This window comes from Actinoplanes sp. TBRC 11911 (assembly GCF_012933445.1).
GTDB lineage: Bacteria > Actinomycetota > Actinomycetes > Mycobacteriales > Micromonosporaceae > Actinoplanes.
Genome location: NZ_JABBNC010000043.1, coordinates 15,914 through 36,406, shown reverse-complemented (window position 1 = coordinate 36,406; position 20,493 = coordinate 15,914). Strand labels below are relative to the sequence as shown.

The 20,493-nt window shown below is 71.1% G+C and carries 10 protein-coding genes; 7 read left to right on the top strand and 3 right to left on the bottom strand.

Annotation, left to right across the window (positions count from 1 at the left end):
- Positions 1 to 6: 6 nt before the first annotated feature.
- Positions 7 to 309: a WXG100 family type VII secretion target gene (locus tag HH310_RS37890; RefSeq protein ID WP_169180576.1), complete on the bottom strand. Its 303-nt coding sequence runs from the start codon at positions 307 to 309 to the stop codon at positions 7 to 9.
- Positions 310 to 331: 22 nt separating this feature from the next.
- On the bottom strand, positions 332 to 652 hold the full coding sequence (locus tag HH310_RS37885; RefSeq protein WP_169180575.1) for a WXG100 family type VII secretion target: 321 nt from the start codon (positions 650 to 652) through the stop codon (positions 332 to 334).
- A gap of 175 nt (positions 653 to 827) precedes the next feature.
- On the opposite strand from HH310_RS37885, the gene HH310_RS37880 reads away from it, so the two are divergent.
- From HH310_RS37880 to HH310_RS37850, 7 genes are read left to right on the top strand one after another with little or no spacing between them, the layout of a single operon-like run.
- Positions 828 to 1,235, top strand: a complete 408-nt coding sequence (locus tag HH310_RS37880; protein ID WP_169180574.1) for a YbaB/EbfC family nucleoid-associated protein — start codon at positions 828 to 830, stop codon at positions 1,233 to 1,235.
- Entirely contained in the window at positions 1,232 to 2,140 is a 909-nt protein-coding gene (locus HH310_RS37875; RefSeq protein WP_169180573.1) for a hypothetical protein, read from the top strand. Before HH310_RS37880 ends, HH310_RS37875 begins: the two co-directional genes overlap by 4 nt.
- A 3-nt stretch (positions 2,141 to 2,143) precedes the next feature.
- Positions 2,144 to 15,895 carry a hypothetical protein gene (locus HH310_RS37870; RefSeq protein WP_169180572.1) on the top strand — a complete coding sequence of 4,584 codons (13,752 nt, stop codon included), beginning with the start codon at positions 2,144 to 2,146 and terminating at the stop codon, positions 15,893 to 15,895.
- The gene (locus HH310_RS37865; protein ID WP_169180571.1) at positions 15,888 to 16,580 is read left to right on the top strand and encodes a hypothetical protein; all 693 of its coding nucleotides are present in this window, start codon (positions 15,888 to 15,890) and stop codon (positions 16,578 to 16,580) included. Before HH310_RS37870 ends, HH310_RS37865 begins: the two co-directional genes overlap by 8 nt.
- Positions 16,580 to 17,041 (top strand): type VII secretion system-associated protein, encoded by a 462-nt coding sequence (locus HH310_RS37860; protein ID WP_169180570.1) that lies wholly within the window; start codon positions 16,580 to 16,582, stop codon positions 17,039 to 17,041. The genes HH310_RS37865 and HH310_RS37860 overlap by 1 nt, the downstream gene beginning before the upstream one ends.
- Positions 17,038 to 17,907, top strand: coding sequence for a GlcNAc-transferase family protein (locus HH310_RS37855; protein WP_169180569.1), 870 nt, complete (start codon positions 17,038 to 17,040; stop codon positions 17,905 to 17,907). Before HH310_RS37860 ends, HH310_RS37855 begins: the two co-directional genes overlap by 4 nt.
- Positions 17,904 to 18,251, top strand: coding sequence for a hypothetical protein (locus HH310_RS37850; protein WP_169180568.1), 348 nt, complete (start codon positions 17,904 to 17,906; stop codon positions 18,249 to 18,251). The genes HH310_RS37855 and HH310_RS37850 overlap by 4 nt, the downstream gene beginning before the upstream one ends.
- Here the strand turns inward: HH310_RS37850 and HH310_RS37845 are convergent.
- Entirely contained in the window at positions 18,201 to 20,444 is a 2,244-nt protein-coding gene (locus tag HH310_RS37845; protein WP_169180567.1) for an AAA family ATPase, read from the bottom strand. The two genes, HH310_RS37850 and HH310_RS37845, sit on opposite strands and share 51 nt — an antisense overlap.
- Between the last annotated feature and the right edge of the window lie 49 nt (positions 20,445 to 20,493).

The window sequence follows — 20,493 nt, the reverse complement described above, 5'->3', positions numbered from 1 at the left end:
GGAGGCTCAGCCGCCGCGGACGTCGTTCCACAGCATCGCGTGACGCTGCTCGGTGGTCCCGTAGTTGTCGGAGATCTGGAGCAGCGTCAGACGGGCCTGCTCGAGGAAGACACCCATGTCGCCGGCGGACTTGTCCCACTGCGCCTTGGAGACCGCGTACTGCTGCTTGGCGGCACCGTCCCAGTCCTGCATGCGGGCCTCGACCGCGGACTCCATCTCGGCCAGCGCCGAGTTGATGCGCTGGGTTATCTGGTTCATGTCGTAGACGGTGGCGTCGGCCTGCGTGAAGTCGAACGTGTAATCGGACACCCGAGGGCCCCTTTCTGGTGGGTCAGATGCCCGGGAGGGCCTGGGAGAAGGACTGCGCGGACTGGTAGGCCGAGTCCTCGGCGTCGGTGTAGCCCTTGGTCGTCACGCCCATGACGTCGAGCATCTTGATGAGCTCGTCGATGACGTTCTTGAAGGCGTTCTCCCAGTTGTCCATCGCCTGGTTGAAGCCACCCGACGCCTGACCCGTCCAGCTGGCCTGAAGCTGCGCCATGTCCGAGTTGACGCTCTGCAGGAGACCGGTGAACTCGTTCGCCTTCTCCTCGAACTGCTGGATGGCGAACTGCATGCCGTCCTGGGTGGTACTTACTTTTGGCATCGTCACGGCGAGCATACAAACGTTTAGGACGTTGCCCTGTCAACCATCTAAGGATGAACCAAAAGTTACGGACTCACACTTTCCTTTGTGAAGCATCACAGACTCTCGGGAACCGGCCCGAAGCGTGCTAGCGTCTCGCGCGTTATCCCGGGATCCGTTGCCACGAAAGGAGTCCGGCCTGATGGATCGCATCGAACGACTCTTCGAGGAATACCAGCGGCAGCGCGACAACCTGAGCGACATGCAGCGCCGGATGAGCGAGATTTCCGCATCCGCGACGTCGCCCCGCCGCGAAGTGACGGTTACTGTCGGTCAGAACGGCGTCCTGACCGACATCCAGTTCGCGAACGGCGCGTACCGGCGGATGACACCGGCCGACCTCACCGCCGTCGTGCTGGCCACCTTCAACGAGGCCAAGGAGGCGGCGTTCGAGGAAGCCACCCGGATTCTCGCGCCCATGCTGCCGGACGGTGTGGACGCCGCCGCGATGGTGCGGGGCAAGGAAGGCGTCGACGCGTACATGCCGAAGGAACCGCGGATGGCCACCAGCGTGCGCGAGATCCTGGGCATCCGGGAGACGCAGGAATGAGCGAGGTCAACGGCCGGATCTGGGTCGACCCGGAAGGGGTGTCGGCGCTCGGCGACCGGTACGCCGACCACGCCGTGATGTACGACGACTACCTGCGGCGGTTGCAGGCGCTGCGCGTGCAGTATGCGGACGCGTGGGGCGACGACGACATGGGCCGCGAGTTCTCGCAGAAGTTCCTGTCCGGGCTCGACAACCTGGAGAACCTGGTCGGCGGGGTGAAGGGGTCGCTGGAGTACACGGCGGCCGGGCTGCGCGAGAGCGGGAAGATGTATCGCGAGGTCGATGACGACGCGCGGACGGCCGGTTACAAGATGGGCCACGACTTCAGCAATCTCTCGGTTACCGGGGGTGGCTCTGCGGCGCCGCTCGAGCCGCGATCCGGGGCGCCTCTTGAGCCGCGATCCGCGATGCCGCTTGAGCCGCTTTCCGGGACGCCTTTGGGGGCGCGATCGGGGACGCGTCTGGAGGCCCGTTCGGGGACGCCCTTGGAGCCGCGGTTATCCGAGCCCACTTTGGGTACCCCGGCAGGCTCGCTCGCCTCTCCCGCGGAGCCGCTGCTGCCCACCACGAACGGTCTCGTCGCGGCCACCCCTGCCATCTCGTCCTATGTGGAGCGGCCGGAATTCCGTACGGCGCTGGTCGGGGGTCAGCCGTTGCCCTCCGGTTTCCGGTTGGAAGCGCTGAACCCGATGCCGGACGGCACCACCCGGGTCGACGCGAACCTCTACGACTCGGTCTCGCCGGTCGTCTACACCTCGGTCACCGCGCCGGACGGCACCGCCATCGACCCGGACGGCCGGCAGTTCTTCCTGGTCAAGGACAATCCGCACGCCGATCCGCTGGCCGCCGGGTACCGCCCGATGTACGTCGGCTACACCGCCGACGGCAGCGCCACACCCCTCTGACCCGTGCCCGACTTCCACATCCCGGACGACCCCCAGTGGCAGTGGGTCTACGACCTCATCCTGTACGGCGTAGGCGAACAGTTCCCCAAGGCCGACCCGTCCGCGCTGCGGGACATGGGCAACGACCTGTACGCCTTCACCAACACGCTGCTGGGCGGGCTGTCCGGGACGGCGAACCTGGGCAACGCCCTGAACGGCTACCTTGAAGGCCCCGCGGCCGACGCGTTCAACACGTTCTTCCGCGAGATCACCAAGGACGTCCCCTCCGGCGGCGACATCTCGAACGCCCTGGGCGGCGCGTCCTTCCAGTTCGCGCTGGACTCGGAGTCCACCCAGTACGCCGTCGTCATCGCCGCCTTCACCCAGGTCGTCGAGATCGCGATCGCCCTGTCCAGCGGCTTCGGCGCGGCCGCTGTGCCCGGCCTCATCAAAATCGGCCAGGAGATCGTCGGGACGCTGATCGGGCAGCTCCGGGCGCGCCTCCGGCAAACCCTGATGCACCTCATGTGGGAGGCGATCGAGGAGGGCCTGGAGGAGGTCTGGCAGGGCGCCGCGGGTCAGCTCGCGCAGATCCTCGAGGGCAACCGCAAGGGCATCGACTACAAGGACTTGGGCCTGGGCTTCGCGGGCGGAGTGTTCATCGGCGGCGGGGCGGCCGGCGTGCACGCGATCGGCGGCAAGTTCTTCCCGAAGTTCAGCAAGAACATCTACTTCAAAGAGGGTCTGTCCGGGGCGGGCGAAACCGGCTTCGAGGGCCTGTTCTCGGTGATGCTCGGCGGCGGCGGCTTCAACGGCTTGGCCACCTTCTCCAGCTCGATCCTGGGCGGCATGGCCCACCACTGGGCCCAGGAGATCGGCGGCGGCGGCCACGGCCACGGCGGCCCGCAGGGCGCCGGCGCGCTGCCGCCACCGCCCACGCTGGACTCGGCGGTCGGCGCCGGCCCGCACGTAACGCCATCGGCCGGCGGCGGCACGCCACCGCCGGCGGTGGGCCCGGGCGCATCCGGCGGCGTGGCAGGCGGTCTGTCCGGAGCGGGACCATCAGGGGTAGGCGCCCCATCGCCGTCCGGGGCAGGGGCCTCGGGCGGGGGGTCATCCGGGGCGGGTGGCTCGGGCGCAGGATCGTCCGGCACAGGCTCATCCGGCGCGGGCTCGACCGGCGCAGGGCCATCCGGCGCAGGCTCATCCAACGCAGGCTCGACCGGCGCGGGCTCGGCTGGCGCGGGCTCGGCTGGCGCAGGCTCGGCTGGCGCAGGCTCGGCTGGCGCAGGCTCATCCAACGCAGGCTCATCCGGCGCTGGGTCGTCCGGCACGGACTCGACCGGCGCAGGGTCGTCCGGCACGGACTCGACCGGTGCAAAACCGACGGGCGCAGGCTCGTCGGACGCGGGGTCGGCTGGCACCGGGTCCGGCGATTCTGGTGCCGGCGGGCATAACTCGGCCGGCGGCAGCTCGGGCGCTGGTAGCGACGGATCCGTTCGCGGCGCCGACGGTCCGTCGAGCATCGGGTCGGGAGGCGCCATCGAAGCCGGCGCGGGGGCCGGGGGCGCGACGGTCGGCGACGCCGGCCAGCCGGCGGCAAGTGACGGCGGTGTTAACAACGGCGGTCTCGGACCGTCAGGTACCAACTCTGGGTCAGGCACGGTCGGTAACGACACCGCCACGGGGTCACCGATCGGCGGGTCCGACGCGCCACCGGGCTCCGCCACGGCACCATCCAACGCGGACACGGGCGGGAACACCGACGCGGGCACTGTCGGCAAAAACGGCACGGGCACAGGCGGCAACGCCAACGCGGGATCGAGCAGCAACGGTTCAGTGAATGCGGTGGAATCGCCCACCACAACTCCCGGCACGAGTCCCACGGCGGTCGGGACCGGCGGCATCAACGCGCCGCCTCCGGCAGACGCCAGGCCGGCCGACGCGGGTCCGGCAAGCCCGACACCCTCAAGCGTCGGCATCGGCCCGGCGTCCGCGAATGTCGGCCCCGGCCTGGCGAACACCGGCGCGGGGCCAGCGAATATCGGCGCGGGGCCAGCGGAAGTCGGCATCGGGTCGGCTCCCGCAAACACCGGCGTCGGCTCCGGCAGCGCCCTCGCCGGCATTAGCGTCCCCATCGACATCGACGCGCCGTCGAACAGCGACCCGAACACCGCGAACAATCCGAACACCGCAGCTAGCTCGAACACGGCCACCAACGCAGCCGCGGGCACCGGGCCCCGCACGGTGAACACGGCTCCGAGCACCAGCTCGTCGCCGTCGACCAACCGCGGAGCCCAGGCCATCAACCGCGCGCGGCAGAGCCCACCGCCGCCGGTCGAGGCCCCGACCGCTGACGCATTCGACATCGGCGAAGTCAACATAGACACCGTCAACGTTGAAGCAATCAACATTGACGCTGTCGGAATCAATGTTGACGGCCAAGGCGTATACGCGGTCAATGTTGATTCTGTCGCCGTGAACGCGGCCTCGCCACCGGCCGCACCCGGCGGAATCCGGACGCCGAGCGAGACTCAGACGCCGGGTGAGGCGGTTCAGACGCCGTCGCATGCGCCCAAGCAGGCGCCCATGGTCGCGTCCGGGTCGGCGGATTTCCAGAACGCGCAGCGGCGCTTCGGTTTCCACCAAGTTGTCAGCCGGCAGATCGGCACGACCCCACCGCGTACGGCGAACACCGAGGGGCTCCCCACCTACCTTGCCACCGTCCCGGCCACCGTCGGCACCAACCTTGACGTCCTCATCGGCAAGTACCGGGAGGGGTTCGCGGACGGCACCATGGACGGGCGCTTCGGGCTCGTCATCGGGGTCAACGGCTTCGCGCGGGACGTCAGCGAGAACGAGATCCGCAACAAGGTCAACGCGCTGGCCAACCAGGCGAGCCACGCGAACCTGCCGTTCCCGGTGCGGATCGTCGGGTTCCAGTGGAGCAACTCCGCCATCAAGGCCGACGCGCGGCCGGATCAGGCCACCATCCCGTACGCGGCAATTCGGGAAAGCCTGATCCGGCACCCGGACTCCGAGCGCATGCTGTCCGGCCTCATCGCGCAGGGCGACGGCGCGCCGGCTTTCATCCACACCGGTGACGCGGACATCCTCTCCGCCACCGGCGACACCGGGCCGATGTTCAATCTCGCTGACACCGTGACCGCCGCGAACCCGGACGCTCAGATGTTCAGCGGCGGGTACCGGTTCGGCGCCGGCACCGACCCCACCGCGATCCAGGCGAACCAGCGCGACCGCGCGGTCCGGGACGCCATGGCGCAGGTGGATTCGCGCTCGGTTTACCTGCCCGAACCGAACACCCTGATCCGCGTCAGCGACGGCATGACCGCGCTGGAGACCGACATTACGTTCGGGGTGCAGTCCAACAACTCGACCGCGCTCACGTACACCTCCAAGGAGGGACGTGGCCTGGCCGAATCGGTTAAGACCAACCGCGGCTTCGTCCTGAGCGAACCGCACCGGATCGCGGTCTTCGACTCGGCGCTGGCGATCACCACCGAGAGCGACCGGCTGCTGCAGAACTACGATCCGTCGCGGCCGGATTCGGTGCCGCAGAGCCACGCGGACAAGGGCACCTGGGTCGACCAGGTGCAGCACCTCATCAAGTCCAACGACGATTACGCCGGCATCGACCCGGGCTTCGCCGGCGATCTGGGCGACATCGCCTTCCACAGCGTCAGCCCGGTCGGGAAGCAGCGCCAGCAGGACATCCAGAAAACCATCGGGGACGTCCGCAAGGGTGCCGACAAGGAGGCTGTCGGCCGGCTGGTGAAGCTGGCCCGGGACACCAACGAAGCTCTCAAGAACAATCCGCTCACGACGCAGACACCGTCGTCCGCGCCCCCGCAGCCGCGGCCCGGCACGGTGACACCGCCGGTAACCGTGACCGGCGACGAGACCGGCACCATGCCACGGGACTGGCAGGCCGCGTACGACAACGCCGAGCCCAAGAGGCTGCGGACCGAGCGGTTCGTGCCCGCTGCGAAGAACACGATCGCCTTCGGCACCGGCAAACTGCGCGGCGAGAACACCACGATCGACTTCCGGATGCGCGAGTTCACCGCACCGGACGGCACCAAGGTGCGGGCGTTCGACGTCCACCTGGATCTGGTCTCACGCAACGACGCCATCCCGCCCGAACAGCGCGCCGAGTACGGGCGGCAGGTCCAGCAGACCATCGGCACGATGGTCAACGGCAAGCACACTCTGGCCGACGGTCACCGGCTGCACGTCAACCTGACCTTCGACACGCCGCCGTGGCGTGCCGGGATGCTGAACGACTGGGACACCGATCCGAAGCGGAATCCGCCCGTCGAGGTCACCAACGATCCGGCCGCGGACGTCCATCAGCACCTGTGGAGCCGCCACGACACACCCGCGGTCGGCGTGCACGAGGTCATGCACTACCTCGGCGCCAAGGAGGGCTACACCTCCGACAACCACCTGTTCCGGGGCGCCGATCGCCCCGGTGTCATGGGCAGCGACGTTTACACGCTGCCCGTGCAACCCGGTGCGCACGGTGTCGACTACCTCGATGGCACCGACCTCGCGGCCATCGACCACGTAAGCGCCCAGGCCGGACCCGTACGGGAAATGACCGGGACGCCGGCGGACCTCGCGCCGGACGACGGGGTTCAGACGCCGTCGCACGCCCCGAAGGACAAGGGGAAAGCCAAAGCGAAGGCCGAGCCGCCGCCGGCGAAAGCCAAGGCGAAGGCCGCATCGGCGCCGGGCAATTACGGCGCGAAGGGCAAGGAGCAGGCCACCACCTCCGGCTCGGACCACATGGTGGACAAGGGGAGCACGAGCTTCCGGAACGCGCAGAAGTCCTTCCGGTTCGCCCCGCTGACGCCGCGTGTCATCAATCCGGATCCACCGGCGCGGCCGGCCGGAAACGCGAACCTGCCGACCATCGTCGCGACCGTGCCCGCGACCACCCGCACCAACCTCGGCGAGCTGGTCGACAAGTACGCCGCGGCCTTCCGCGACAACTCCGATCAGGGCCGCTTCGCGCTGGTCATCGGGCTCAACGGCAACCTGAGCCGGAACCCGCAAGCCGCCCGGGACATCCAGCGAGAGGTGGGCAGCCTCGCCGTCAAGAAGGGCGTCACCTTCCCGGTCGTGGTGGTTCCGTTCACGTGGGACGGGAACGCCTCCTCGGACAGCGACCAGAAGAGCATCCCGTACGGGGCGATCCGCGAGACGATCATCCGGCACGACCAGACTCAGACCGTCCTGAACCAGCTTCGCGACCAGGCGCCGGACGCACCGGTCTTCGTCCACATCGGAGACAGCGACGTCCATGACATGACCGGCGTCTTCGAGAAACTCACCGACGTCGCGTCCCGCCACCCCGACGCGGAGCTGATCAGCGGCGGTTACCGGCTGCACGAGGGCAAGAACGAGACCGGCAGCCCGGCCGTGACCGCGGAAGTCATCGCGAAGGCCAACACGCAGAACGACGCCGACCTCGCGCTACGCGAAGAGATGGCGAAGATCGACGGCCGCCTGGTCTACCTGCCCGAGCCCAACACGTTCCTGCGGATGCGGCAGGACTCGCTGGAGAAGAACGTCACCTTCGGCGTGCCGTCCGCCAACGATGCGGCCAACCTCCTCTACACCTCGAAGGAAGGCCTGGGCCTCGCCGATTCGTTGCTGGCCAACCGGAAAGACGCGACCGAGGGCGCGAAGCAGGTGGTCTTCGACGCGTCGCTGGCCCTCACCACGGACGGCAGGCGGCTGCTGCAGAACTTCACCGGCGAGGCCGACGTCATCCCGCAGAGCCACCTCGACCGCAACACCTGGCAGGACCAGGTCCAGCATCTGGTCGCCAAGTATCCCGCCGACTATCCGGGCATCACCCCGGAGACGGTCCGGAAGCTGGCCGACATGGCCTTCCAACCGGCGACCGGCGTCGACAAAGCCCCGCTGCAGGAATACTTCCGGGGTCTCGGCTGGACGGGCCGGCGGAGCGACCCGGACCACGTGTTGCGCCTCATCAAACTGCGCTTCGTCACCGAAAAGGCGGTCCGGGAAAATCTGCCGGCGGCGCCGCCCGCTCCTCCTCCGCCGCCTCCGCCTTCCGTCGTGCGGGCAGCCGGCCCGGCGCCGGCGGCGTCGACCTCCGCCGACGCCGGGCCGGTGCAGACGCCGTCGCACGCGCCCAGGCGGCCCACGCCCGGGGCGGGTGCCGCGGACGAGAACGTCCAGGACGACATCGTCCCCGCGGACGACACCGTCCCCGCGATCATCGTGCACGCGCCGGACGATCCGGATCCGGATCCGGCCCCGGTCGACCTGCTACGGCAGAAGCTTCCCCGCTATCTGCGCGACAACCAGTCTCTTGGTATGGCCCAGCAGGTGCGGACCACCGAGGGCGAGGATCTGTCCGCCAAGGTCCGCGAGCTGGCCCCGGGCATCGACGAGGCGGTCCTGACCGACCTGACCAACGACGTCCGCCACGATCTCGCCCCGTTCGTCGGCGCCGGACGCCCCTACCCGGTCACGGTGAACGGCAAGCCCGCCGAGCTGGTCGTCACCGCGACGCTCGACTTCCGCGAGATGACCCTCGACGACGAGACGGCACGGACGCGGGAGCTCACCTCGCAGACCCGCGGTTCGGCCACCAACAAGATGCGAGCCACCCAGGACCACCACATCGAGCCGCGGACGACGGCCTGGGTCACGCCACCGGCCGTGTTCGGCGCCGGCGGCTCCATCCCGACCGCGCCGCAGACCTCGCAGGCGAACATGCACCGCACCACCTTCAAGACCACCACCGACGTGGTCGTCGGCGACCAGCGTGCGGTGACCGTCCCGGTCACCTTCACCGCCGTGCTGCGCACCCCCGGCGAGCACGACCGCAGCGTCGACGCCGCCCGGTCGGTGGGCCTGACCGTGCCGGCCACGCTGACGGAGCCGGACCCGCTGCCCGAGCGGGCCGCGGACGCCCCGCAGATGGCCAAGGAGCCACCGAAGCGGTTCGGGGTGGAGTCGGTCGTCGGCCCGCGCGAGGACACGTACTTCGACCAGGTCGCCGAGATGCTGGACGAGATGGGGCTCGGCGACGTCACCCGGGTCGGGTCGCACGGGCGTACGGTGCTGCGGAATCTTTTCAGCGACGCGAGTCTGCAGTGGAACATGGGCCGCTCGATCGCCTTCGACACCTCGAACGCGCCCGGAATCGATCCGCACAAGGGCTGGGTCACCTCGGACGCGCTGGTCCGGTCGCCGCGTGGCTGGCGCCGGCTCTTCCCCGGCCGCAACCGAGCCATCCAGTACCGCACGGTGGCCCGGCAGATGCAGATCGTGGAGAACGTCGAGGGCGTCACCCACAAGGACGTTCAGCGGATGGGCGGCACGGAGACCGCCGGCACCGCCGTGGAACGTCCGTGGAACGCGTACGTCATGGGCGGCGCCGGGCTCGACGTGGCGCCGGTGTCGATCGCGGTGGGCCCGCGCGTCGGCGTCGGCCGTCGCGGCCCGCACACGCAGGACAACAACGAGCGCGCCAACCACACCGAGCGGCTCACCGCGACCGGCCCGGCCATCCGCTACCAGACCGTCTACGAACTGCAGGTGCGCGTGGTCGGCCACCCGCCGCGGTTCCTCCGGGGCAACCTCAGCACGCTGCAGTGGACGACGCCGGACCGGGCCCGCGGCACCCTGCTCCTGCCGGACGACCCGGGCCGCGTCTTCCGCAAGGGCGATGACCGGCAGTACTACGGGCCCACGCAGCTCGAACACGGCAGATCGTTCGGCGGCGCCATCGTCAACGACCTCAGCGGCGGCGACAAGGTCTACTCGCACCTGCTCGAGGTGCTCCGCGACGTGCCCGGCCACAAAGGACTCAAGCTGGACCGGGACACGTTCCTCAAGCAGTTCGGCGACGAGACCCTCGGGAAGGGCCTGAGCGCCGGAGTGCAGGCCATCCTTTCCCGCGACGCCACGGCGCGTACCAAGCTGTCCAACCGGCACCTGCGCTACCTGCTCGACCGGATGGTCGGCCCGGGCCTGGAGATCCCGCTGGTCAAACAGGGCCGGATGCACGACTACACGACGATCGTGACGATCAAGGGCAAGCTGGACGACCTTTCGGACGGCCCGCTCAGCGACCGCGGCGCCTACCAGATCGAAGCCAAGCGGCATACCACCGCCGGCACCACGGCGGGCCGGGATACGAGCACGACCGGCGAGCTCAGCGTGGACGCCTACGTGCTCGGCCAGGCGGGCGCGGCGACCGGCGGCGTCTTCGGTGGTCCCAAGGTGGCCGTCACCCGGACCCGCGGGCACGACACCACGGCGGAGCGGCGCACCGCGTTCGACTCCCGGTACGGCGCGCTGCTCACCCCGGACGGCGACTTCGACGACGTGGACATGCGCGAGTTCCAGGGCACGTTGAACGTCCAGGCGACCATGCAGTCCTCGGTACGCCTCAACGCCAACATGCGCCGGCTCAGCGTGGGCCGGCCCGGCCACGGCCTGCCGGAGGTGGTGGCCGCCTCCGCCCGCGAGCTGAAGACGTTCCCGCTGAAGCTGAAACTGCTCGTGCCCGAGCATCGCGTGAGCGAGACCAAGCCACCCGCCCGCACGGTTGCCGAGCCGCCGCGCCACCGGGCCCCGATCGAGCAGCCGCCGCCGCTGAACAAGGTGACCGGCGGTTACTCGCACGACCTCGACGGCGCCCGGATCGAGTCGTTCATCGGCCTCGAGCACCTGCAGGACGCCGTCCGCGACACGTTGGTGAAGGCCGCCGACGATCCGATCTTCCGGTTTCCCGACGGGCGCATCTCCAACGCGATCGGCGACAACCTCTCACCCGAGCGGCTCAAGGATCAGCCGGAGGTGTTCAGCCGGCCGATCAGCCTGACCGGTCTGACCCACCAGCGCCGGGCGGACGACGCGATCGGCAACGCGAAGGTCCGGTTGCGGCCCACGAACCCGCGGATCCTGCCGCCCGGCGAGTTCGAGCGGGTTCGCCGGGGCCTGGCCGGCGGTTCCAGCGCGCGGGACCGGCGGGGCTGGGCGGTCGACGCGAGCTTCACGGCCGGCGGTTTCGTCTCCTCGACCGGTCCCGCGGCCGACGACGGCGGGCATACCAGTGCGGGCGGCGCGCGCGTCACGACCACGATCACGCCGTGGCAGCGGACCTGGGGCGGAATCAAGGAGAACATGGTCAGCGGCCTCACCAAGGTGCGCCTCGGCGGCCGCCCGCAGCGGCGGGTGCTCGTCCAGGTGGATGTGGACGCCGAGATCGTGGCGGAGGCGCGGCACGCGAGCAACCTGGACCCGTTCGGGCTGGCGAGCCCGGACGTCAAGCGGGCCGGCGCCCGGATGACGATGCCGGACGCCGTGTTGATGTGGCTGACCATGGAGCAGGTGCACCGGATGCGCGAGGCCGACCTCGCCCGCGCGCACGGCGAGGCAGACGTGGCGATGCAGCACCGGCACGGCGGCCTGCTCGAGAAGCTGCTCGGTGAGCAGGGCCACGAACGCGAGCGGCAGTGGGCCGTCCACGAGACCCAGCGGGCTGACCTCGCGCGCGCACAGCACGACCGGTCGACGGAGGATCGCGGCACGCTGATGGCCGCCGTGCGCCCGGGGCAGGACGAGCGCGAGAGCGCGGAACTGCGGGATCGGCAGGTCCGTGAGGTTCGCGCGCTGGCCGACGAGCAGGAGCGTGCGCGGGCAGACCTGGCCCGTGGGCACGACCGGCAGCGCGATGACGCCCGGTTCCGGCAGCAGACCGAGTCGGCACAGCTCGACGTCGAACGCCCGGCTCCGCCGGTGGACAATCCCCCAGCCGGTACGCTTCCGCCGGCGCGACTGTCCGCCACGGACCACCCGTCGTTCGGCATCGGCGGGATCAGCACGCCGGTCGACCTGGGTGACCGGATCGAGCAGCTGCGGCAGCGTCTCGCGGACGAGGTCGGTGAGCAGATCGCACACGCATTGCTGCCCGACTCGCCGCTGGAACAGCCGCACGACAACGTGCACGCGCTGCGCACCTTCCTGGCCGGCGCGCACCACCACGCCGCCGGCGCGATCAACGGCGGGCCGCGGCTCCCGCTGCGGCTGGAGGGCCGGTTCGGCGGGCACACCTACCACGTCACGCTCAGAGCCGCTTTCGGCAATGCCCCGGCGTTCGTGGGCGTCGAGCACGTCGACGAGCTGACGGTCACCGACCGGGCGACCTCGACGACGGCCGTCACCAACACGCACGGCCGCACGCTGGCGACCGTCGCGGTGGCCGTGCAGGGCCAGGGCCTTGCCAACGACAAGCCGGCGGACGGCCAGCCGCCGCAGGACAACGGCCACGGCCCGGCGACCGTGGCGGCCGGCGGTGGCCTGGCCGGCTCGGCCGCGCTGGCCACCAAGAACGTGCGGGACACGAAGACCGGCAGCCGCACTCACGAGCAGAGCCTGACCGTGCGCGGACCGGTCGCCACCTACCACGGCGACCTGCGGCTCGACATCACGGTGACCGGGCACGGGCTGCCCGCCGAAGGTGTGACGTTGCAGCAGATCCGCCCGGTCGACGTGCACCAGCACGCGAGCGACCGGCGGCCGGACGGCGAGCTCGGCAAGGCCTCGGCGGCGACGCGGGTGCCGCTGGCCCAGCTCGGCGACGACGCCCGCAAGCGGTGGCGCACCGACGCCGGCGCCGATTCGCTGCCCGAGGCCGGCCGGTTCGCCGTCGAGCACCTCTTCACCCGGCTGGCCGATCTGCACCAGGCCGCGGAGGACGCGCTGCGGGCGTCCGGCGTGACGGTCGACGAGAACGTCCGCACGGCCATCCGCAACGGGCTGACCCCGGCCACCGCCAAGGCCGGCCTGCCGGTCATGCGGGACGGCACGTTCCGGCTTCCGATCCCCGCCGGGCTGGGCCGCGAGCTGGTCCTCGACGCGCGGCTGCTGCGCGGGCCGGCGTTCGTGAGCGCGGACGCCGACGTGGAACTGGGCGGCAGCGTCGAGGGCCTGCGGCTCGACACCGTGGAGGAGACGTCCGGCCACAAGTTCGGGCTGCGCACCAACCTGCCGATGGTCGCTGGCGGCGTGCAGCATCCGGACGGTGCCAAGGAGCTGGGCCATCCCGGCGTGGACAACCCGCACGCGCGCCATCCGTTCGCCGCGGTCACCGACCGCACGCATCTGGAACAGCCGCTCTACGCCACCAACGCGCAGCGCATGGGCAAGGCCACCGCCAACGTGCGCGACGACCTCGACCCGATCGAACAGCAGCCTTCCTCGGCAACCGGCGACGACCCGATCACCCGCAACCTGGCCTACAGAATTGAGTACCGGCTCATCGCCCGCTCTCCGGACGGCCGGGCGGCGGCCGGGGTCGAGGTGGCGGTCGGCAACGCGGCCGCGATCCGGATGGACGAGGCCGCGGCCCGCGAGCGCACCGGCACCGACCTGCCGCCCGCGCTGCGGGCCTCCGCGACGGCGCTGGCCGACGCAGGCCGGACGTGGACCGCCGCCGTGCAGCGCCGCGATGTCGCGGCCACGCGACCCGGCGCGGACCTCGCGCCGATCGACGCCGCGGTGACCCAGGCGGAGACCGCGTGGTGGCAGGCCCACGCCGAGCACGACCAGCAGGTCGCGGCGTTCGCCCATCCGCCGGCGCCCGAGGCTCCGATGTGGAGGGTCTGGGACGGGCCGGCCGTCGACTACGACGCGCAGGGACGGCCCGCCCTGCGGGGGCCGCTTCCGGACCTGGCCGCCAACCCGGACCGTGAGCCGGTCATCGAGCCGGTCATCGTCCCCAGAGATCCGGCGACGACCCTCGTGCTGGCCGGCGACGACGAACCCGCGGCACGGCTGGTCGCCGCCGTACCCGGCCACTTCACGGTGGTCGCGCACGGCACCCGCGACGGCGTCGTGCACGACGGACGCACGCTGACCCCGGCCGAGGTGGCCGCGATGATCCAGGCCCACCCTTCGTGGGCCGGGCAGCCGGTCGTGCTGATCGTCTGCGACACCGGCGCCCCGGACGGCTTCGCCCAGCAGCTCGCCGGATTGCTGCCGGACACCACCGTGGTCGCCCCGGACGGCCCGGCCTGGACCACCGCGGACGGTGCCGTCTTCGTCACCGAGACGGTGGGCCACGACCCGGACGGCCGGCCGGTGCCGAGGATCCCGCCGACCGGCACCTGGCGCCGGTACCGAGCCGGCGCCGACGACGGCGAGACCGGCCCGCACCTGACCACCGTGACCGATCCGCGGGAGCCGGCACACCGCTGGGCGCCCTGGGGACGGCCGTTCGCCGACCGGCCGCTGTCCGGTGCCCGCAACGAACTCGAGGACTACGGCGACGAGTACGAATCGTTGCTCCTCAAGGAGTTCAGGAAGGTCGACGTGGCCCCGGCCATCGCCAAGGCCAAAGCGGTCACGGCCGCCGTGCAGCCGGACAAGGCGGAGCGGGCGTCCAGCCTGGCCGACCTGATCGGGGATGACACGGCGAGCGCGCTGGAGGCCTCGTTCCGCAAGCTCGCCGACGCGCGGGACTGGACCCTCGCCGAGAAGCTAGGCCTGGATGTCGAGGCGCTGAAGGAGACACCGCCCGGCGACGGCGACGCGCGGTCGCTCTATTTCCTGCGCGTGCTCGAGCCGGACCCGAAGCGGCGGATGGACCTGGCCGGGAAGTTCGCGACGAAGGCCTGGCTGCGGCCGCTGGCGCTGGTGGTCGCGGCGGACAAGGCCGGGATGCCGTTCCATGGCATCCGCGCGGACGGGCTGACCAACCAGGTCGAGCTGTTCGAGAAGCTGGTGCGGGCCGGGGTGACGCTCGGCGACGAGCAGCGCGAGAATCTCCCGTACGAAAGCATGTATTTCCATCGGTACGTGGGTCAGACCGAGCAGTTCGTCGCCACCGGGCGGAACGAGTGGAAAACCGCGGAACGCCTCCTCACGTTGCAGAAGTACCTCGTCGAGCGACGCGACAAGCTCCCGGAGGCGTACCGGAGGATGGGCAACGAATGGGAGGCCCGCAACGGGATCACCGTCGCCGAGATGCGCAAGCGGGTCAGCGTGGCGCAGACGGCCGCCCTGGTCTACTACACCGGCGGCCACTACAAACTGATCCACGGCGTGCTGGAGGATCCGGCGAGCCAGGACTCCCCGGCCGATCCGGCGCCGATGCGCGAGGCGCTCCTGCTGCTGATGGACAAGAACCTGGCGAAGGGGGCGGTCTCGGACGGGGTTGGTTTGTTCGACTACGACGAGCGCCTGAGCTACATGCGAACGGAATACCAGCAACTGTTCAAACTGCCGGACAACGCGAGGATGCTCGCCGCGATCCGTACGGACATGGTGAAACGCATCGACGAGATCCTGCCCGGCCTGTGGCTGGAGATGCGGTCGCACGCCGACATGGCGGTCGACGCGTTGCGCGCACTGCCCCCGATCTCCGGCATCACCGTCTTCCGCGCCCACCCGGACGCGCCCGGCCTGACCAAGGGGGCCGAGTTCTCGATGAAGTCGGTGGCGTCGACCAGCCGCAACGGCGAGGCGCCCAAGGCGTTCATGACGCCCGACCGGATCCTGCTGGAGCTGCGGCTGAACGGATACGGCGGCCGCGATGTTCAACTGCACTCCAGCTTCATGGAGGAGGAGGAGATTCTGCTGGCGCCGGGTTCGCGGTTCCGGATCCTCGACGAGCAGCTCGAGAACGGCATCCGCAAGATCATCGCCGAAGAGATCGAGCCGATCGGATACGACGGCACAGCGCGAGGAACACACCATGGCTGATTTCGCCCCTGCCCTCGGCCCCGCGCCGCTGGTGCTCGACCTGACCGTCCCCGGCGCTCGGATGGACGAGACGGACGCCGCCGCGGTGGCCGCCCTCGCGGCCGTCACCGAGCCGGTCGCGTTGTGGCGGGCCTGGCGCCTGCCCGGCCGCCGGCGGGTCTACCTGCTCGACGCGGCCGACGCCGAGCCGCTGCGGGCGGCCGTCGGGGATGCCGACGTCGAGCTGCTCGGCAAGCCGCCGACCCCGGACCAACGGGCCGCGCGCGGCCGGTCCGCGTTGTTGTGGGCGGCCCGGCCGGCCGAGCCGCTCACCGTCGCGCGGGTGTTCGACTCGTACGATCCGGTGCTCGGCGGCCAGTTCACGGTCGACCATCCGGTATTGTCCGCCGAGCTCGCCCCGGTTCTGTCCTATCTAGACACCGGTGCGGTGGTGCTCACCACCACCAAACGCGAACCGGACGTGTTCGACGAGGACGCGGGGCCGGTCGTGCCGATGACGTTCCGCACCGACGGCCGCTGGATCTGGACCGACGCCGTCGCCTACTACCTGCGCACGTACGCGCTGAGCCCGGACGCGGACCTGCTCGCCTCGCTGACGGCCCGCGAGTACCGGATGCCGGAGGTCGACGCGGTCGCGCTGCACCGCGCGCTGGCCCGGCTGGTCGCGTCGGAGGGAACGGCCTGATGGACGGCATCCTGCTCACCGATCCGGAATGGGACGAGCCCGACGAGCGCGCGGTCATCGGCATCTGGCCGCTGCGCGAGGACGGCACCACCGGCCCGTTCCGCCCCAACCCCGGCTATGTCCCGCGGTTCGAGAACTCGCCCACCGACCCGATCGACGCCGCCGTGCGGCTGGCCATGCACGGCGAGGTGGAGATCGAGCAGTTGCGGGAATTGCTGGCGGACAGCGAGTTCTGGCTCGCGTTCAACGGCGACGGCCGGCCCCTGCTGGTCCGCTCCCCCGACGAGGTGCTCTGCGTCGTCGTGGCCACCAGCGCCGTGCACCGCGACCGCCTCTTCGCCCCCGATTGGCGAACCGTCGAGTTGTTCGAGCTGCGGGCCGTGCTACCCGATGACGCCGACGTGCTCGTCAATCCGGAGGGCGCGGCCTGGGTCCGGCTGAGCGGCGGCCTGATCCGGTGAGCATCTTCGTGTCGGTGGCCGCCTACCGCGACCCCGAGCTGGTCCCGACCGTCCTGGACTGCCTGGCCCAGGCCCGCCACCCGGACGAGCTGCGCGTCGTGGTGAACTGGCAGCACCACGGCGACGAGGACGTCTCGGCGATCGCCGGCCGGCCTCAGGTCCGCCTGCTCGACCGGGACGCCCGCGACAGCCGCGGCGCCTGCTGGGCGCGGGCCGAGGTGATGGCCGAGTACGCGGGTGAGGACTGGTATCTGCAGGTCGACAGCCACACCCGCTTCGCGGCCGGCTGGGACGTACGCCTCGTCGAGCTCGCCGCCCGTACGCAAGCTCGCAAGCCGGTCATCAGTTGCTATCCCCCGATGTACGACCCGACGGGTGCCCAGGAGCGCGGCGGCGTCCCGAGCGAGCTGTTCCTGCAACGCTGGACCGACGACGGCCTGCCGTTGCTGGCCCAGCGCACCATCGAGGACTGGCACCACCGCGACGCCCCGGTCCCGGCCCGGTTCGTCGCCGCCGGATTCCTGTTCGCCCCCGGCTCGTTCGCCCGCGAGGTCCGCTACGACCCGGACATCTACTTCCAGGGCGAGGAGGCCACGCTGTCGGCCCGCGCGTACACCTGGGGATACGACCTGTTCCACCCGGCCGAGGTGCTGTCCTGGCACTACTACATCCGCTCCGACAGCCCGCGCCACTGGACCGACAAGGCGGATTGGTTCGCGCTGGACCGGGCCAGCCGCCGCCGCGTGGCGACGATCCTGCGCTACCCCTCGGTGGGCCGCTTCGGCATGGGCCCGGAACGCCCGATGTCCGCCTACGAGCAGCACGCCGCCCTGAACTTCCGCACCCGCGCCGGGATGCCTGCATGATCATCATCGATTTCGGACACGAGCGCGAGTGGTGGGTTCAAAACACCATCTACCGGCGCATCGTGCTGAACATCCCGGCCGGCACGGAGGAGGAAGAGACGGTCAAGCAGCAGCTGCTCGCCGCGTTCGGGACCGGCGGCTTGTTCCTCGACTCGATAGCCGACACGGACCACCGCCGGAGGCTCATCATGGGACTGCTTCGTGGAGTGGACGTGGCGCTGGCGGTCATCGAGGATCCCGCGAGCGACTTTCCCCCGTATCTTCGGGAGCTCAGATCGGTGGCGCAGGCCGCCCTAGACCAACCCGGCCAGAACCCGGGTCGCCTCGGCACCCCAGGCGGGTAGGCCCTTTCCGGCCGCCAGGTCGAGTACACGGCGTGCCTCGGTGCGGCCCTCGGGCGTACGGCCGGGAAGCTCGGAAAGCAAAGCGGCCAGCGCCGTGCGGGCCGGGACCAGCGGCCAGATCGCGCCGACCCGCTCCGCCTCGGCGATCACCTCCCGCATGCCCTGCTCGGCCGGCTCGACCCGGCCCTCGCGATGGTGTAGGCGAGCCAGGTAGAGCCGCGCGTCGGCCATCGCCAGCGGCAGCCGGTGCGGGCGAGCCAGGAAACGCAACAGGCGGTCGGCCAGGCCGGCCCGACGGTCGGCGGCCAGGTCCAGGCTCATCTCGGTGAGCTCGACCACTGGCCGCAGCCGTTCGTAGTCGGCCGCGTCCACCACCGGGCGGCCGATCTCGAGCAGGCAGGTTGCCAGCGATGTCCGGCCGACGTGCAAGGCGCCCTGCGCCCAGTTCAAGGCTGCCCGCGCCCGTTCCCTCGGGTAGTCCTCGAGGTCGGCGAGCACGGCCCGCACCGCGCTCCCGGCGCCCGGGTCGCCGGTCTCCAGCGCGAGCGACAAGCGCGCGATCTCCACCGCGAGCCGGGCAGCCGGCTCCCCCGATTCCTGAGCCGCCCGCGCCGCGTCGAGGCAATGCCGCTGATGCTGCGACACGTGCCGGCCCACGACGGTGTCCGGTGCGGACAGCACCGCCAGCGCGCGGGCGCGACGACCCGCGTTGCGCAGAAACGGCACCGCCCGCTCGATCTCCTCGTACCCGAGCCGGGCCTCGCCCTGCTGGCGCAGCATCCGGCCGAGCGCGAAGCCGAGCTCGCCGCGGGCCCCGGACGGCAGACGGCGATCCTGAAGCAACGAGCGCAGCACCGGGATCGCCTCGGCCTGGGCAACGCCTTCGATCGCGGACCGGCCCAGCTTCGCGGCCAGTCGCACCCGCACCGGACGCGGCAACTCGTCATAGCCGGTCGCACCCAGAAGGAAGCGGGCTGCGGTCGCATCGTCGCCTTGCGCGCTCGCCAGGGCTGCCGCGGCCTCCGCGTTGCGCACGTGGTCGGCCGCGCTGCCCGCCTCCCGATAGTGGTGCGCCAGCCGGGCCACCGGCCGGGGCCGCTGCCGTTCCAGCATCCGCGCGGTCCGCAGGTGCAACAAGCGCCGGGTCATCGAGGGCAGCAGGTCATGGACGACCTGCCGGGCGAGGGTGTGCCGGAACCACAGCCGGCCGTCCCGCGAATGCAGGAGACCGGCCGCCACCGCTCGCGCGAGGCCTGCCCGCACGGCGCTCACATCGAAGCCGAGCAGGGCAGCCAGCGCCTGCGGATCCACCGCCGTCCCGCTGACCGCGGCCGCGCCGAGCACCTCCCGCGCGACGTCGTCCAGCGGCCGCAACCGGGCCGTCAGCACATCGCGCAGCAGCGCGGGGACGGCACCCTCGGCGAGCACCTCGGGATGCTCGCGCACCTGATCCGCGTCGGAGCGGACCACCTCTTCGACCAGGAAAGGGATGCCTGCCGTGCGCTCGTGCAGCCGGGCGACGACCGAGGCCGGAAGGTCGGTGTCGAGCAGCCCGGCCGCGAGGCTGCCCACCTCCTCGCGGGTCATCGCGGGAACGCGCAACCGGCCCACGGCGGCGCTCGGACGCCACGCGCCCGGCCATTCCCCGTCCCGCATGGTGATCAGCACGATCAGGCCGGGGACGGGGTGGGCGGCGAGGTGGTCGATGAGTTCGAGGGTGGCCGGGTCGGCCATCTGCAGGTCCTCAACCGCGAGCACGAGCGGCCCGAGCGCACCCAGCAACGCGGCCGTCGCCCGCAGCAGCCGTGCGCGTTCGGCGTCCTGATCGGGCAGTGGCGCCGGCGCCGGCGCCAGGAACTCGGCCAGTTGCGGCAGCAGCGGCGCGAGGACGCCGAGCATTCGATGACCCCGCAGACGGCGCGCGTCGACCACGCCGGCCGTCCGGGCCGCCCGCAACCCGTCCAGCACCGGTCCGAGCGGCTGCGGCTCACGCAGGTCGTCGCAGTGCGCCACGACCACCGGAAGCGCCGCCGCGGTCACCGCCTCGGCCACCAGCCGGGTCTTGCCGACCCCGGCCTCGCCGGTGACGAGCATCGCCACGAATCGCCCGGACAGCAGTGTGGCCAGCTGCGCCGCACGTCCGACGAACGGGCCGCCCGCGTGCAGCGCGAACAGCACCGGGATCGGATACATCCGCGCCAGGATAAGTCCCCGGACCTCCGGGCGGAGGTCCGGGGACATC